Origin of the sequence: Streptomyces sp. NPDC041068, from assembly GCF_040647455.1 — a bacterium.
Taxonomy (GTDB): Bacteria; Actinomycetota; Actinomycetes; order Streptomycetales; family Streptomycetaceae; genus Streptomyces.
The window spans coordinates 379,900-394,280 of the sequence record NZ_JBEZCG010000009.1 but is presented as its reverse complement, the minus strand read 5'-3'; the positions used below and the strand labels follow the sequence as shown (position 1 = coordinate 394,280).

The window sequence follows — 14,381 nt, the reverse complement described above, 5'->3', positions numbered from 1 at the left end:
AGGGGATGCTTTGAGCGAACACCACGACAAGGTGCTGCCACCCACCGACGACCTGCTGTGCGGCCGCTGGCCGAACGGCTCCATGACCGCCGCGGCCGTCCTGGAGGCAGGCAAGGTCGGCCCGGTGCAGCTGGAGATACCGGGGCCCGAACTGGGCTACGTACTCGTCGCGCCGACCACCGTCGGCATCTGCGGCACCGACCTGGAACTGCTGCACGGCACCGCCAGCTACGTCAAGGACGGCCGCGCCGTCATGCCGCACGTGTTCGGCCACGAGTGGGTGGGCCGGGTCGTCGCCATCGCGGGCAACTGCCAGTACTCGCGGCAGCTGGAGATCGGCGACCGCGTCGTCGGCCAGACGATGCTCTCCTGCGGCGGCTGCCGGGCCTGTCAGCGCGGCCACCGCAACGAGTGCTCCCAGCTCAAGGAGGTCGGCCTGTACGGCCAGCAGGGCGCGGCCGCGGAGTTCATCCGGCTGCCCGCCCAGTCGCTGACCAAGGTTCCGCCGGGCGTCGACGACTTCGCCGCCGCCCTGGCCGAACCCGCCGTCACCGTCCTCGCCGCGCTGGACAAGGTCGGCGTCTTCCCCGGCGAGCGCGTCCTGGTCATGGGCACCGGCACCATGGGGCTGCTCGCCGTGCAGATGGCCCGCCGGGTCGCGGGCACGGTCGACGTGGTCGGTGTCGACGACGCCGGCATCGGCACCGCGCTGCGCATGGGCGCCGAACACGCCTTCCTGCCGGGCGAGGCCAAGGACGGCCGCTACGACGTCGTCATCGAGGCGTCCGGCGCGGTCTCCGCACTCCTGGAGTCGCTGCGCGTCGCCGACATCGGCGGCCGCATCGCCGCGGTCGGCGTGCCGAACGCGACGCTGCCCTCGGTCGACGCGGCCGAGATGGTGCTGCGCGGCGTCACCATGGTCGGCGTCCGGCACGGGCTCGACTACTACGAGCGCGCGCTGCGGCTCTTCGAGGAAGGCGTCCTGACCGCCAAGGGCATGATCGCGGACGTCTTCCCGCTGGCCGCCGCCGACGAGGCCTTCGACCTCCTGGAGAACGGCCGCAGGGCCGCACCCAAGGTCGCCCTCTCGGTGACGTCCCGCCCCTGAGCCGAGGCGGTCCCCGCCCCCGCACACCTGACCCCGGCGCCGTATCCCCACGCGGTGCCGGGGGCGGGGGCGGGGCCGCCTCTTCCTTTCCTCTCCCTTTCCTCTCCCTTTCCTCTTCCTTTCCTCTTCCTGCCCTCCTCCTTCTCCCTTCCCCCTCTCCTCCTCTCCCCCTCCCCTCGTACTCATCAGAAAGGGCACACACTCATGTCCCGACCCATCGCCTTTGTCACCGGAGCCAGTTCGGGTATCGGCGCCGCGGTCGCCCAGGCCCTGGGCGCGGCAGGACACGACCTCGTGGTCGGGTACGGCCGGCAGGCCGCGGCCGCCAAGGAGCTCGCCGACACCATCGCCGTACGACACGGGGTGGACGCCCACACCCTCGGCCTCGACCTGTCCGATCCCGAGGCCGCGGGCGAGGCGCTCCGGGAGACGGCGGAGACCGTCGGCGGCATCGACGTCCTGGTGAACAACGCGGGCATCAACCGCCGCGCGTCCGTGACCGAGGAGACCCTTGAGGACTGGCAGCGCGTCCTCACGGTCAACCTGACCAGCCCCTTCCACCTCTCCCAGGTCGCCGCGCGGCAGATGATCGCGCAGGGCAGGGGCGGCCGGATCATCAACATCACCAGCGTCCACGAGCACCTGCCGATCGGCGAGGGCAGCACGTACTGCGCCGCCAAGGGCGGACTCGGCGCGCTGACCAAGGCCATGGCCCTCGACCTCGCCCCGCACGGCATCACGGTCAACGCGGTGGCGCCCGGCGAGACCGCCACGCCCATGAACAACGTCCCCACCGGCATGGACGCCGCGCAGATCGCCCGCCCGGCGATCCCGGCGGGCCGTCCGGGGCGCCCGGAGGAAGTGGCCGCGCTCGTCGCGTATCTGGCCTCGCCCGAGGCCGCCTACACGACCGGCACCTCGACCCTCGTCGACGGTGGCATGGCGCTGACCGCCGCCGTCGCCAACGCCGCCCACGCGGGCAGCGTCTGAGCCCCGCAGCCCGGCCCCACCCGACTCTCCTCTGGAGCACACCGTGTCAGCATCCCTGGCGACCGAGGCGCCCGTCGCCGTCATTCCCACCCTGCGCAACGTGGACCACTACGCGTACACCGTGCCCGACCTCGACCGCGCGGTGGACCTCTTCACCCGCGTCCTCGGCGCCGAACTGCTCTACCGGCTCGGCCCGGTCGAGGAGCCGGACAGCGACTGGATGACGCGCCAGCTCGGCGTCCACCCCCGCGCGAGCACGCACATCGCGATGCTGCGCTTCGGCCCGGTGAGCAACCTGGAGCTGTTCCAGTACACCGCCCCCGAACAGCGCACCCGCGTACCGGAGTTCACCGATGTCGGCGGCCACCACATCGGCATCCACGTCGGCGACCTGGACCTCGCCCTCGACCGGCTCAGCGAGGAGGAGGGCGTACGTGTCCTCGGCGAGCCCCGCACCGAGACGGAGGGGCCGACCGCGGGCAACCGCTGGATCCACGTCCTGACCGACGGCGGGCTCCGTCTCGAACTGCGCGAGGTCGCCGCCGAGTTGCCGTACGAGAGCGGGACCGAGGCCCGCGTCTACCGGCCCGCCGAGGACTGGAGCGGCCCCGGCCTGCCCACCGCGCGCGGCGTCGACCACGTCGGCTACACCGTCGAGGACCTGGACGAGGCGGTCGCCTTCTTCACCGGACCGATCGGCGGCGAACTCGTCCACCGCTCCGCGAGGTCGGTCGACGAGGCCCTGGCGGCAGGCCAGTTCGGTGTCGACCGCCCCTTCCGTATCGAGACCGCCGTGATCCGGCTCGGCCCGGTCACCAACCTCGAACTGAGCAGCTGCGAGATCGAGGGGCAGCGGATCGAGCGCCCGCGCAACAGCGACGTCGGCGGCCACCACCTGGCGTTCTTCGTCGACGACGTGGCGCGCGCCGCGGCCTGGCTCGCCGAGCTGCCGGGCGCCGAGGTGCTCGGCGAGCCCCAGCTCATCGAGGACGGCGGCCCGATCGACGGCGACCGCTGGGTCTACTTCCGCGGCGTCGGCGGCTTCCAGCTCGAGGTGCTCAACATGCCGCCGGGCATGCCGTACGAGAAGGAGACGGCGGCCCGCAGGTTCGGCCCCAGCCCGCGGTGGAGCGACCGCTGATGGCGCGGGGAGCCGTGCGCTGGCACGACATCTATGTGGAGAGCGCGGCGGTGGCCCTCGGCACGGCCCAGACCAGCCAGGAGGCGGTAGCCGCGGGCCTGTTGGACGCCGAGGAGGCCGAGACGAGCCGACAGGTGTCGGTCTCGGTCAGCCGGGACCGCAGCGGACCCGAACTCGCCGTCGCCGCGGGCGGGAAGGCGCTCGCGGCGAGCGGGCGCGACCCGCTGGACGTGGGGCTGCTCATCCACGCCGACTGCTGGTACCAGGGCCTGGAGTTCTGGAACACGGCCGCCTACGTCCAGCAGCAGGTCCTCGGGCACGGCGCGTGCGTGGCCTTCGAACTGCGGCAGATGTCCAACGGCGGTGTGAGCGCCCTGGAGACGGCCGCGGCCCGGCTCACCGCGGTGTCCGACACCGGCGCGGCCCTGGTCACCACCGGCGACCGCTTCGCCGACCCGGCCTTCCCGCGCTGGACCACCGACCGCGGCCTGGCCTTCGGCGACGCGGGCACGGCCGTGCTGCTGTCCCGGCGGCCCGGCGCGCTGCGCCTGGTGGCCACGGCCGCCTGGTCGCAGCCGCTGCTCGAAGGACTGCACCGGGGGGACGAGCCCTTCAGGGACAGCGCGGGGCAGGCGGGGCCGCTCGACCTGGTCGCACGCAAGAAGGGCTTCCTGCGGCACCACGCCGTCGAGGAGATCACCGCCCGCAACGAGCGGGGCATGCTCACCGCGGTCGAGAACTGCCTCGCTGCGGCCGACGCGGAGATGAGCGACATGGCCGCCGTCGTCGTGCCGTTCTTCGGCGCCAAGCTGTCCCGGCTGCAGTGCCTGAAGCCGCTCGGCATCCGGCCCGAGGTCACGCTCCGGGACTGGGGCCTGACGATCGGCCACCTCGGCGCGGGCGACCAGCCGGCCGGCCTCGCGAAGCTCCTGGAGGAGGACCGTCTCGCACCGGGCGAGCGGGTGCTGCTCGTGGGGGTGGGCGCGGGGTTCAGCTGGACCTGCGCCGTTCTCGAACGACTGTGACATCGCCGTGGGCGAGGGAGGGGAGCGCATCCATGAGGAATGCGGTGAGGAGACTGTCCGGGGCGGGCGTCAGCGTATGGGTGGACGCCCAGGGAGCCGCGACGGCTCCGGGCGACGACCGTCTGCGGCTGCTGCTGGGGGAGAGCGGTGCGACCGGGGTGCGGATGGGCCCTGCCGGTTCGTGGCACCTGGGCGCGGTCCAGGAGCTGTGCGAGCGGCTCATGGCCACGCACCGTGAGAGCGCGGGCCGCGACGGGCTCGTGTCGGTCCCGGTCCAGGTGGGGGCGGACACGGACGTGGCGTCCCTGATCGCGCGGGCCCGTGTGCTGCGCGCGGCCGTGGACCGGCCCAATCTCGTCGTACGGCTGCCCGGCACCCCCGGGCTGCTTCCGGCGGTCACGGACTGCCTGGCCGAGGGCATCGGGGTGGAGGTGACGGGCGTCCACTCCCCGCGGCAGTACGGGGACGTGGCCGACGCGGTCCTCGAAGGCCTCGAACGCTGCCTCGCCGCGGGGCGCGGCCGGGGCCGTGGTGTCCCGGGCGGCCCCGTCTCGCTGATCGCCTTCGGGGTGGCCGCCGTGGACGAGCGGGTCGACGCCCGCCTCGACCTCATCGGCTCCGACGAGGCCAAGGCGCTGCGGGGCCGTGCGGGCCTCGCGGCCGCCCGCCTCGCCCACCAGACGCACGACATGACCTTCGGCTCGGCCCGCTGGGGAGCGCTCGCCGCGGCGGGTGTCCCTGAGCCGAGACCGCTGTGGGTCACCGCGGCGCACAGCGCCTCCCGATCCGCCTTCTACGCCGAGGAGCTGGTGACCACGGGCACGGTCAGCGCCCTGCGGCCCCCGGCCCTGCGCTCGGTGGCGGCGCGTGATGTGGCGGGCGTGGACCGGGTCTGGCGCCACTACGCGGACGCCGCGAGGACCCGTACGTATCTCAAGTGGTTCGACATCTGCCTGGAGGACGTGGCGGGCACCCTCGCGAGAACGGCGCACGCCGGTCGCGAAGCGACGGCCTCGCCGGTCCCGGCCGTGCGGACGGAACACGAAGAAGCCGCCCGCGAGTTGTCGGGGGCGGCGGCGTAGGCGCTGCGCTGGAACTGCCGCGCATGCCGTCGGTCGTCTGCCGCACTGTTGTGGCCGGTCGCGCGGTTCCTCGCGCCCCTTCGGGGCGCTGCCGAATCGCCGTTCCGGGGCCGGGACGCGCGACAGCACTCCGCGCTCGCGGGTGGCGCCCTGTGAAGGGCCGCCCGCGAGCGCGGAGTTGTGGCGGAGGGGGCGCCGGGGTTCAGGCCGACCGGAGCGCGGCGGACGGAGCCAGGTCCGCCGTCAGGCTGTGGTAGGCGAAGGCCGCGGAGACCAGGGTCATGTGGTGGTGCCAGCCGGGGTAGGAGCGGCCCTCGAAGTCGTACAGGCCGAAGTCGGCGGCCAGGCTGTGCAGAGTGTCCGCGGTGGCCGCCTGCGCGCGGACCAGACCGAGGAGTTCCTCGGTGGGCCGGTGGATCAGGTTGGTGATCCACAGCTGTCCGGTGCGCGGCTTGCCGGGACCGGGGCGCGGGTCGACGAAGAGCCGGCAGGGCCGCGGGTCCATGTTCCGCTCCACCGCGAGCCGCACCCACGCGCTGCCGGACCGGCCGCCGCGGGCCGCGGCCTTGCCCTGCGCCCGCAGCAGCCGCTCGGCAGGGAGCGCGGGAGTGGACTCGCTCCACCGCGGACCCCGGGGCGGACCGTCGGGCACGAGGGGCAGCCCCGGGGGGACGGCGACGACGAACTCCCGGCCGCGGGCGCTCAGTCCGTGCAGGAGTTCGCCCGGGTCGCCGTGCCCGGAGATGTCCGCCACCACAGGGAGCGGCCGGTGCGGACTGCGGGCGACGAGATGGTCGGCGAGGCTCAGCACACCGGCGGCCACCGAGCGCGCCGTCGCGGCCTCGGGGATGCGGGCGCGCCGGCGCAGCACCGGGTCGTCCAGCCACGCGCCGGGCAGGTGCAGGGACCAGTCGACCGGGACCTCCCCGACCCCGGTCGACAGGAACGCGCCGATGGCCAGCTGGCAGCTGACGGAGCGCCCCAGCTCCGGGGCGAAACGGCGGTGCACCCCACAGGACTTGGTGCCGCGCTTGGGCAGCACCACCGGGGCGATGGTCCAGGCCTTCGGCCTGGCGTACCGGTTGACCTGCCAGACCAGGTCCTCGCGCACCTCCGACCAGAGCCAGGGGCTGGCGTTGACGAACTGGTGCAGGGCCTGGGAAGCGGTGGGCGAGTCCGAGACGGAGGCCGCGAGGCGGCGCATCGTCTTCTTGCCCGGTGTGACGAGCAGCGCCTGCAGATAGGTCTGGGCCCATCTGCGCTGATCCGCCCGGGGCAACCGGCGGAACAGCTCCTCGGCGAAGGCCGAGGGCGACGCCGATTTTCGAGTCTCCTGCTGTACGAACATGCCCGTTCCCTCCCTCGTACCGGCCCGCTCACGGGCGACACCCCTAAAGAATAGAGAACGCTCGCTATTTTTTCTCGTCGGGGGTGTACCTGGCTCACAACTTCGAGAGGTTGGTGTGTACCTTCGCGGAGCCGGTGGCGCCCCGGCGGCGCCCGCTTCACGCGGAGGCGGACCGGTTCCCGGCGCCGCTGAGCAGCAACTCCCAGAGGCGGCGCACCTGTTCCTGAGCGCTGCCGTCGAGCTTCCCCGCCCGTACTGCGGCCTCCGCGCCGGCCACCAGATAGATGACCAGGAGCTCTATGCCCGCCAGATCGCCGTACTCCTCGGCGTCCTTCGCGGACCTGTCGAGGAGTTCGCGCACCTGCGGCATCCACGCCGCGTGCCAGCTGTTCATCCCGGTGCCCGCGCGCTCCTGCCCGAGCCGCGCCGCCGCCCGCACCACGACGTCCTCCTCCAGGAGCCGGGCGAGCGTCACGGTCGACTCGACCAGGGTGCCCAGGCCTTGGGCGGGCCGCTGTGCGGTGGCCCGCAGTGCCTCGCAGGTGAGGTCCGCGCCTTCGTCGCCCACGGCGGAGGCCAGATCGCCCTTCGTGGGGAAGTGAAAGGTCAGTGCCCCCATGGTGACGCCCGCTGCGGAGCAGACGCGGGCCAGGGACGTGCCCGCGTAGCCGTTGCGGTCGAACTCGGCGGCTGCCGCCGCGATCAGGGCGCGACGGGTCTTCACTGCTCGTGCCTGGCTCACCAGGGCGCCGAGTGCGGACAGGCGCAGAGCGGGGCAGGGTGTGCGAGAAGCGAGCACAGAGGGCTTCGGGCGGACGGTTGCACGTCTCCTCCGGGCGGTGGTGCGGCGGTAACCGGAAGTTATCCCACCCGTGTGCCCGGGGCGTCGATGATCAGCCATATCGCTCACGGCTTTGGCAACTTGCCCTCTGTGAGGCATCCGCGGGCCGACCCCGCGGATGCTGCCCGCCCTCTGTGGAGCTATCTAGCGCTCGCCCGCTGATCCCTGTACCAGGCGGCCGCATCGGCGAGGCGCGCCAGCGGCCCGGGACCCTCGGGGCATCCCGCCGCCCGCCAGATCTCCTCGCTGCGGTACCAGTGATCGCGTGCCAGGAGCGAGAACTGACGCTCCGACATACGGCCGGGCGTCCGCGCGAAGCGGTCCAGGCACTCCTGCCACGTCCAGTCCTCCGCCACCGGATCGAGCACCCCGAGAGCGGTCAGACGGGTCATCAGGTCCAGATTGCGTACGGGTACGGGGTGGCTCGCGTGGTGCACCCCGGGGAGCCCGTCCCCCGGCGCGCACGCCAGGGCGGTGATCAACCGGGCGAGGTCGTCGACGTCCACCATGGACAGCAGCGCCCGGCCGCCGTCCCACTGTGCCGGTACGCGCGTCCTCAGCTCGGTCAGGCCGGGGACGACCCAGCGGTCCCCGCGCCCCAGGATCAGCCCCGGCCGCAGCACCGTCCCGCCCGCCGCGAGGGCCGCCGACTCGCCCTCGAGCCGCGTACGGCTGGCCGCGGACGTGGGCGCCGGAGCGATCTCGCCCACGTCGGGCCCGCTGTGGGGACCGGGGCCGTAGACCGCGGCGGTGGACAGATGGACGATCCGCCCGATGCCGGCCCGCCGCGCCTCCTCCATCAGGGCCCCGGTGCCGTGCACGTTGACCGCGGTGCAGGTGGCGTCGTCCCCGCTGACGAGCGAGGCGAGGTGGATCAGGACGTCCGCGTCGCGCCCGACGTCCCGCAGGGATTCGGGCGCCGTGAGGTCGGCGCTCTCCCAGACGAGGCCCGGCCACGAGGGGCGGCCGGACACGCTGCGGGCCAGGGCCCGCACCCGTACGCCGCCCTCCTGCGGCCGCGCGGCGAGCAGTTCGCGGAGCACGGCCGAGCCGACGAAGCCGGTCGCGCCGGTGAGGACCACACGCAGCGGGTTCACGCGTCCGCCTCCTCGGCCTCGGCCGCCTTCGGGCCCTTGAGGTTCGAGCCCTTGAGCGGGGTCGCCCCGGGGGACTTGGGGGAGAGGTCGAGGCGGGCGATCACCTCGGCGGGCGCGATGGCGGGCAGCAGATAGCGCCACATGGTGGTGATCCGCTGCGGCAGGTCGGCGCGTTCGCAGGAGATCTGCGACATGATCTGCGTTCCCGTGTAGGAGCCGACCAGTTGTTGGGCGAACTCCGCCTCGCTCACGTCCGGCAGCAGCTCGCCCAACTCGCTTGCCCTGACCAGCTGTTCGCGGAAGTGCTCGGTCCACCAGTCGTAGATCGTGTAGTCCTGGAGGCCGGACTCGCTCTGCTCGACCGCGAGCCGCACACCCGCCCGGAACAGCGTGTTGCGCTGCATCTCCAGGGTCAGGTACTGGGTCATGTCGACCAGCTGCTGCAGACCGTCGTGCTCCTGCGGGAACTTCAGGTCCGCGGCCTGTTCGAGGATCACCGCGCGCGCCAGGCCCTCCTTCGACTTGAAGTGGAAGTACACCGCCCCCGCGGTGACCCCGGCCTGGTCGAGGATCTTGTTGATGCTGGCCCCGGCGTAGCCCACCTCGTCGAACACTTCGGCGGCCGCGCGCAGCAGTACCTCACGCGTCCGTTGGGCCCGTTCTTGCATCTGGCGCGCCATGCTCGCGGCTCCTGGTCTTTCGGCGTTTCTCGACAAACAAAAAGAATGACCTCTATGTTATGCGAGCGGGTCCCGCGACACCACCGGGGACCGCGGTCGCATCGCATAACAGCACGTTGGGGAGAGTCAGTCATGTCGTTGCACCTCGCTCAGGACCGGACCACGGTTGTTCCGCAGGCCTTGACACACAAGACAAACCAGGACGAAGTCCTGCTCGACCGCTGGGGGCGCACGGGGGACGACGCCTTCACGGTCACCGCTCACTGGCCTCGTACGCACGCCTTCTACGTTTCCCGCCACGGCCTGCACGACCCGCTCCTCTTGAGCGAAACGATTCGGCAGACGCTGCCGCTCATATCCCACGGCGCCTACGAGGTGCCGCTCGGCCACCAGCTCCTGTGGCACGACTTCCACTGGAGCCTGGCGCCCGAGGCGCTGGCCGTCGACGACGGCGCCGCCGAGATCGAACTGCGCATCACCTGCCCGGACGTCGCCTACCGCAGGACCCGGGCCGCGGCCATCACCATGCACGTCGAGGCCCTGCGCGACGGCACCCCGCTGGCCACGGCCCGCACCCGCTTCGCCATCCAGGACCGCGCCATCTACGAGCGCCTGCGCGGCCGTTACGCCGACATCGCCGAGGCCAACGCCCGTGCGATCCCGCTGGCTCCGCCCGCCCCCGCGGGACCCGTCGGGCGCGACCGCTTCGACGACGTCGTGCTCTCCGGCACCGACAGCGCCAACCGCTGGCAGCTGCGCGCCGACACGGCCCACCCGGTGCTCTTCGACCACCCCGTCGACCACGCCCCCGGCATGCTGCTGCTCGAAGCCGCGCGCCAGTCCGCCGAGGCCATGGCCCACCCCCGGCCGAGCGTGGTCGTCGGCATGGACTCGGTCTTCACCCGTTACGTCGAACTCGACAGCCCCTGCTGGTTCCTGGCGGAGTCCCTCCCCGACGACCTGACGGGACGCACCCGGGTCCGCGTCGTCGCCGAGCAGAACGACGCGGTCGCGTACTCCTGCGTGGTGACGCTCGCGGACGCCCCCGCGAGCTAGGCCCCAAGGGCCCGGTGCCCGAACGGCGCGGGGCGGTCCGGCGGAATCACCGCCGGGCCACCCCGCGGGGAACCGAGGGAGCCTCACTCCCCGTGCAGCGCCCACTTGCTGCCGTCGACCCGCGCCGCTCCCGGCAGCGCGATGAGCTCCGGCTTGAACAGCGGCTGCGAGTCCATCGCCGGTTCCCAGGTCGCGAGCTTCTCGTCCTGGGGGACCTCGATCCGCCGGTCCGCGGCGAGGTCGGCGACCACCTTCAGGAGCAACCGCACGCCGAGCGGGGCCAGATGCTCGCGCCACAGGCTCTGCGCGGTCGAGCCAGGGGGCACGAACAGGTGCTCCTGGGCGGCGAGCGGACCCGCGTCGGTGCGCTCGGTGAGGTGGTAGACGCTCCCGCCCGTCACCTTGTCGCCGTCACGGATCGTCCACCGGATCGCGTCCCTGCCGCGGTGCAGCGGCAGCAGGCTGGGGTGGTAGCCGATGGTGGCGACGGAGGCCCTGGCCCGGGTGTGGCGGCCCAGGAAGGCGTGCGAGTGCGCGGCGACGATGATGTCCACGCCGTCGGGGATGTGCATCGCGCGCAGTTCGGCCGAGTCCGTCCACGGGATGTCCCGGGGGAACGCCCAGGAGCGCAGGCGGTCCCAGGACATCGCGTTGCTCTCGTCGGTCTGCCCTTTGCGCAGCCGGGGCGCGGCCGCGCCGACGATCTTGTGGCCTTCGTCGAGCAGGGCTTCCGCGACCTGCACCGCGAACGCCCCTTGTCCCGAGAGGTAGATGTTCATCCGCACTCCCGCTCGACGTAGTCGAGGGCGCCGTCACGGTCCGGGCAGGAGTGGACGACCCGCCAGCCCTTCGGCACGTCCAGATGCGGGCGCCACAGCGAGTACTGCGCGGAGGCGTTGGTCACCACCAGCCAGCCGTCCTCGCCGCCGTCGTCGAAGGGGTTGCCGCTCATCGGTCGACCTCTTTCAGTCCGGAGTGATCGGGCAGGAACCGCACCGGGAGCGTGGAGAACCCGGTCAGGAAGTTGGACCGGATGGGCAGCGCCTCTTCGGTCTGCTCGAAGCCGGTGGTGAAGTCCCGCAGCGCCTGGAGCAGTTCGGCGATCTCCACCTTGGCCAGGTAGGAGCCGACGCAGAAGTGCGGGCCGTAGCCGAAGGCCATGTGCTTGTTGGGGGTGCGGCCGAGGTCGAAGTCGCCGGGCCGCTCGAAGACCCGCTCGTCCCGATTGCCCGAGGCGTGCCACAGCGTGACGATCTCGCCGGGCCGCAGCGTCACGCCGTGCAGTTCGGTCTCGCGCACGACACTGCGCCCGAAGTGCATCGTGGGCGACGCCCAGCGCAGCACCTCGTCGACCGCGGTGTCCACCGCGACCTCACCGTGCTTGAGCCGCCGCCACTGCTCGGTCTCGGCCGCGAGGGTGCGGACGCAGTCGATCATCGTGAGCCGGCTGGTCTCGTCGCCGCCGATGATCAGGCTGTAGCAGTTGAGCACGACGTCCTCGTCGGACAGCGGCACACCGTCGATGGAGCTGCCGACCAGCATGCTGATCACGTCGTCGCCCGGTGACTCGCGACGCTCCTCGACGATGTCCATGAAGTACATCAGGATCTCGTTGCGGGCCATCTCGGAGTCGACCTCGGCTGCGTCGTCGGCGTCAGCGCCGTCCGTCGACAGCGCGGTCTTGGTCAGGGAGAGCAGGAACTCCCGGTCCTGCTCGGGCACCCCGAGCAGGTTCGAGATCGTGGTCATCGGGATCCTGCTCGCGATCTGCTCGGCGAAGTCGCAGCCGCCGGACTCGACCGCCTCGCGGATCCACTGCCGGGTGTTGGCCCGCACCGTCACCGCGACCTCGTCGAGCACCCTCGGCGAGAGCACCCGCTGAAGGATCTTGCGCAGCGCGTGGTGGCGGGGCCCGTCGGTGACGGCCAGCATCCGCCCTGCCCCGGCGTCACCGCCCTCCAGCAGCGTCACGAGCACGTTGCCGCGCTCGGACGTGAAGTTCACGTTGTCCCGGTAGGTGGCCATGATGTCGTCGTAACGGGAGACCACCCAGAACCCCCGGCGGCCGTCGACCGGAGGGTTCCGGTGCACCGGGTCGGTGTCCCGCAGACGGCGCCAGAACGCGTCGAGGTCGTGGTCGGCGAAGGTGTTCGGGTCGCCCAGGTCCAGGGTGTCCAGTGCCGGTGAGCTCATGGTCACCAGTCCGTACGCCAGAACCGGCGCGGCTGGAACGGGTACGTGGGCAGCGGCACCCGGTGGCTGCTCTCCCCCTGGTGCAGGGAGTCGAAGTCCACCTGCTGGCCCGTCACCCAGGCGGCGGCCAGCTCGGACAGCGCCTGCGCGTCCGTGCCGCTCGCCACGATCCCGTTGTCGCCCGGCCGGAAGGAGTCCACGTCCACCCGCGGCGCCGCGGCGGTCTCGGTGACCGCGCCACCGGCCCGGTCGCCGGACAGTGCGGCGATCAGCTCCTCACGGCTGCGGACCACGGCCGCCCAGCGGCGGGTCATCACCTTGCGGCCCAGGTTGAGGCTGAAGCAGATGTCGTCCAGACGCAGGTCGGGGCTGGCGACCAGCCAGTCCTTCAGCCGTGCGCGCTGCCGGGCGAGGGCCTCGTCGTCCAGCGCGGACAGCGTCGCCAGGCGAGGCCTGCCCCCGGCCTCGGGGGCACGCTCGGCGAGGGCCGGCGCCTCTTCGAGGACCAGGTGCGCGTTGTAGCCACCGCCGCCGATCGAGGTGATGCCCGCGCGGCGGATGCCGGCCTCGGTCTCCCAGTCCGCCGTCTCCAGCTGCGGCACGAACGGGGTGCTGGGCAGGTCGAGGTCCTCGTTGACCTCGGTCAGGTTGATCGTCGCGGGAAGCGTCTTGTGGTACAGCGACATCGCGGCCTTGATCGCGCCGAAGCCGCCGGACACCACGCCGCCGTGGCCCACGTTGCCCTTGACGCCGCCGATCGAGGTGGTGGTGGTCTGCTTGCCGAACGCCATGCTCGCCGCGTGCACTTCGAGCTCGTCGGTCATCGGCATGCCGAGTCCGTTGGCCTCGTACATGGAGACGGTGTCCGGGGTGACGCCGCCGACCTCCATGGCATTGGCGATGCACGCGCTCATCCGCTCGGGCTGGGCCAGGCCGTAGGCCATCACGCTGACGCCGTTGTTGTTGACGGCCGAGCCCTTGACCACGGCGTAGATGTGGTCGCGGTCGGCGACGGCCTGCCCGAGGGGCTTGAGCAGCACCGTGACGACGCCGCTGGAGAGCGCGGTGCCGGTGCCGCCCGCGTCGAACGGGCGGCAGTGGCCGTCCTTCGACAGGATGCGGTTCTCCTCCCACAGGTGACCGCGGGGGTGCGGAAGCCGGACCATCGAGCCGCCCGCGATCGCCATGTCGGTCTGGCCGAGCAGCAGCGACTGGCAGGCCAGGTGCACCGAGTAGTGGAAGCCCGCGCAGACCGCGGCGACGGTGACGGCCTCACCGGTCAGGCCCATGTAGAACAGGGCGTTGGACGTCATGGTGTCCGGCGACCACGCAAGGCTCGCCTCGATCGCCTCGGGGCCGACCGACACGCGGTCCGGCGGGGAGCTGTAAAGGGCGGCGGTCTGCGGGTTGTTGGCGCCGTACATGCCGATCTCGGCGTTGATCCGGTCCGGGTCGTAGCCGCCGTCCTCCAGCGTCTCCCAGGCGCTCTCCAGGAACAGCCGGTTCTCCGGGGTCATCGCGGCCGCCATCCGGTCGCTGATGCCGAACACCGACGGGTCGAACTTGTCGTACGTGTCGAGCACACCGCAGGCCCGCACGTAGAACGGGCTGTGGATCAGGGTCTCGTCGACGTGGATGTCGTCCTTCTCCAGGAACGACACCGTCTCCCTGCCGTGGACGAGGTTGTCCCAGAACTGCTCCTTGGTGCGGGCGCCGGGCGCCCGCAGGGACATGCCGATGACGGCCACATCGCCCGGGTCGTAGTCCTGCTCGGGGCTTTCGGTCATGGAAAGGCTCCTGATTCGGGTCGAGTTGGGCGG

The 14,381-nt window shown here is 72.2% G+C and carries 14 protein-coding genes; 6 read left to right on the top strand and 8 right to left on the bottom strand.

Features of this window, described 5'->3' with window-relative positions; genetic code table 11:
- Window positions 1-10 precede the first annotated feature (10 nt).
- The 5 genes from AB0B50_RS22980 to AB0B50_RS22960 all read left to right on the top strand — a co-directional run bounded on the left by AB0B50_RS22980 (window position 11) and on the right by AB0B50_RS22960 (window position 5,346).
- Window positions 11-1,108 carry an alcohol dehydrogenase catalytic domain-containing protein gene (locus AB0B50_RS22980; RefSeq protein WP_362334816.1) on the top strand — a complete coding sequence of 366 codons (1,098 nt, stop codon included), beginning with the start codon at window positions 11-13 and terminating at the stop codon, window positions 1,106-1,108.
- Window positions 1,109-1,312: 204 nt separating this feature from the next.
- Window positions 1,313-2,098: an SDR family oxidoreductase gene (locus tag AB0B50_RS22975; RefSeq protein ID WP_362334814.1), complete on the top strand. Its 786-nt coding sequence runs from the start codon at window positions 1,313-1,315 to the stop codon at window positions 2,096-2,098.
- 43 nt (window positions 2,099-2,141) lie between these two features.
- Window positions 2,142-3,239 (top strand): VOC family protein, encoded by a 1,098-nt coding sequence (locus AB0B50_RS22970; RefSeq protein ID WP_362334811.1) that lies wholly within the window; start codon window positions 2,142-2,144, stop codon window positions 3,237-3,239.
- Complete coding sequence (locus AB0B50_RS22965) at window positions 3,239-4,264, top strand: ketoacyl-ACP synthase III family protein (protein ID WP_362334808.1); 1,026 nt, start codon at window positions 3,239-3,241, stop codon at window positions 4,262-4,264. The genes AB0B50_RS22970 and AB0B50_RS22965 overlap by 1 nt, the downstream gene beginning before the upstream one ends.
- A 32-nt stretch (window positions 4,265-4,296) precedes the next feature.
- Window positions 4,297-5,346 (top strand): transaldolase family protein, encoded by a 1,050-nt coding sequence (locus tag AB0B50_RS22960; RefSeq protein ID WP_362334805.1) that lies wholly within the window; start codon window positions 4,297-4,299, stop codon window positions 5,344-5,346.
- A gap of 202 nt (window positions 5,347-5,548) precedes the next feature.
- Here AB0B50_RS22960 and AB0B50_RS22955 read toward each other — a convergent pair whose 3' ends face one another.
- The 4 genes from AB0B50_RS22955 to AB0B50_RS22940 form a co-directional block, all read right to left on the bottom strand.
- On the bottom strand, window positions 5,549-6,694 hold the full coding sequence (locus AB0B50_RS22955; protein WP_362334802.1) for a transposase: 1,146 nt from the start codon (window positions 6,692-6,694) through the stop codon (window positions 5,549-5,551).
- Between the two features lie 157 nt (window positions 6,695-6,851).
- A complete protein-coding gene (locus tag AB0B50_RS22950; RefSeq protein WP_362334799.1) occupies window positions 6,852-7,418 on the bottom strand; it encodes a TetR/AcrR family transcriptional regulator in 567 nt (188 codons plus the stop codon).
- Between the two features lie 257 nt (window positions 7,419-7,675).
- On the bottom strand, window positions 7,676-8,632 hold the full coding sequence (locus tag AB0B50_RS22945; protein WP_362334797.1) for an NAD(P)-dependent oxidoreductase: 957 nt from the start codon (window positions 8,630-8,632) through the stop codon (window positions 7,676-7,678).
- Window positions 8,629-9,312, bottom strand: a complete 684-nt coding sequence (locus AB0B50_RS22940; RefSeq protein WP_362334794.1) for a ScbR family autoregulator-binding transcription factor — start codon at window positions 9,310-9,312, stop codon at window positions 8,629-8,631. Before AB0B50_RS22940 ends, AB0B50_RS22945 begins: the two co-directional genes overlap by 4 nt.
- A gap of 180 nt (window positions 9,313-9,492) precedes the next feature.
- Here AB0B50_RS22940 and AB0B50_RS22935 point away from each other — a divergent pair, with 180 nt between their 5' ends.
- A complete protein-coding gene (locus AB0B50_RS22935; RefSeq protein WP_362334791.1) occupies window positions 9,493-10,368 on the top strand; it encodes a ScbA/BarX family gamma-butyrolactone biosynthesis protein in 876 nt (291 codons plus the stop codon).
- A gap of 83 nt (window positions 10,369-10,451) precedes the next feature.
- Here AB0B50_RS22935 and AB0B50_RS22930 read toward each other — a convergent pair whose 3' ends face one another.
- The 4 genes from AB0B50_RS22930 to AB0B50_RS22915 are packed head-to-tail and all read right to left on the bottom strand — an operon-like array spanning window position 10,452 to window position 14,348.
- Window positions 10,452-11,147: a formyltransferase family protein gene (locus AB0B50_RS22930; protein WP_362334789.1), complete on the bottom strand. Its 696-nt coding sequence runs from the start codon at window positions 11,145-11,147 to the stop codon at window positions 10,452-10,454.
- On the bottom strand, window positions 11,144-11,320 hold the full coding sequence (locus tag AB0B50_RS22925) for an MbtH family NRPS accessory protein (RefSeq protein ID WP_362334786.1): 177 nt from the start codon (window positions 11,318-11,320) through the stop codon (window positions 11,144-11,146). The genes AB0B50_RS22930 and AB0B50_RS22925 overlap by 4 nt, the downstream gene beginning before the upstream one ends.
- Entirely contained in the window at window positions 11,317-12,567 is a 1,251-nt protein-coding gene (locus AB0B50_RS22920; RefSeq protein ID WP_362334783.1) for a cytochrome P450, read from the bottom strand. The genes AB0B50_RS22925 and AB0B50_RS22920 overlap by 4 nt, the downstream gene beginning before the upstream one ends.
- The gene (locus tag AB0B50_RS22915; RefSeq protein ID WP_362334780.1) at window positions 12,564-14,348 is read right to left on the bottom strand and encodes a type I polyketide synthase; all 1,785 of its coding nucleotides are present in this window, start codon (window positions 14,346-14,348) and stop codon (window positions 12,564-12,566) included. Before AB0B50_RS22915 ends, AB0B50_RS22920 begins: the two co-directional genes overlap by 4 nt.
- Window positions 14,349-14,381 lie beyond the last annotated feature (33 nt).

Bases quoted from the DNA above. Each gene is read 5' to 3' on its own strand.
- AB0B50_RS22975 (WP_362334814.1), top strand. From the start codon at position 1,313: ATGTCCCGACCCATCGCCTTTGTCACCGGAGCCAGTTCGGGTATCGGC.
- AB0B50_RS22965 (WP_362334808.1), top strand. From the start codon at position 3,239: ATGGCGCGGGGAGCCGTGCGCTGGCACGACATCTATGTGGAGAGCGCG.
- AB0B50_RS22960 (WP_362334805.1), top strand. From the start codon at position 4,297: ATGAGGAATGCGGTGAGGAGACTGTCCGGGGCGGGCGTCAGCGTATGG.
- AB0B50_RS22955 (WP_362334802.1), bottom strand. From the start codon at position 6,694: ATGTTCGTACAGCAGGAGACTCGAAAATCGGCGTCGCCCTCGGCCTTC.
- AB0B50_RS22940 (WP_362334794.1), bottom strand. From the start codon at position 9,312: ATGGCGCGCCAGATGCAAGAACGGGCCCAACGGACGCGTGAGGTACTG.
- AB0B50_RS22930 (WP_362334789.1), bottom strand. From the start codon at position 11,147: ATGAACATCTACCTCTCGGGACAAGGGGCGTTCGCGGTGCAGGTCGCG.
- AB0B50_RS22925 (WP_362334786.1), bottom strand. From the start codon at position 11,320: ATGAGCGGCAACCCCTTCGACGACGGCGGCGAGGACGGCTGGCTGGTG.
- AB0B50_RS22915 (WP_362334780.1), bottom strand. From the start codon at position 14,348: ATGACCGAAAGCCCCGAGCAGGACTACGACCCGGGCGATGTGGCCGTC.